Raw genomic sequence first — 632 nt, forward strand, 5'->3', positions numbered from 1 at the left:
ATATAAAGTTCACCTACTGTCCCAATAGGGACAAGTTTTTTAGCTTCATTTAATACATATACCTCTACATTGGGAATAGATCGACCAATAGGTGGTGTCCCTTTGCCGCTATAAATGTCTATAGTAGCAACCGATGCTTCTGTTGGACCATATGCATTTATAAAGAGGTGATTTTTCACCCATCGTTTTGCCACTTGTTCACTACAGACTGAACCCGCAGAAATAACAGTTTGTAATTCCTCAAATTTAGATTCATCTAACAGATTTAGTACCGTAGGTGGTAAAAATGCATGCGTAATTTTTTTTTCTAGCAAAAACTGGGTAAGTGGCTCGACTGGCATAATATCTTGTTGACCACATACATATAAAGTTCCACCAGACACCAGAGTTGCGAAGATATCATATAGTGAAACATCAAATGCAATTGAAGAAAACTGAACTACCTTACTACCCGTATTTAATTTTGTAAAATTAATGCTGGCATTAATAAAATTACATAGACCTTTTTGTTCATAAAGGACACCCTTTGGATTTCCTGTGGATCCAGATGTATAAATTACATATGCCAAATTATCTGGTTTAACTTCAATTGTAGGATTTATATTTTTTTCTCTCGAAATATTCATTTCATG

General features: G+C 34.5%; 1 protein-coding gene. It reads right to left on the reverse strand.

The genetic code is table 11. The features are described from left to right. On the reverse strand, positions 1–632 hold a 632-nt coding region (locus tag DOS87_RS30440; protein ID WP_144499731.1), incomplete at both ends, for an AMP-binding protein.

This window comes from Bacillus sp. CR71, from assembly GCF_003429245.1.
Lineage (GTDB): Bacteria > Bacillota > Bacilli > Bacillales > Bacillaceae_G > Bacillus_A > Bacillus_A thuringiensis_S.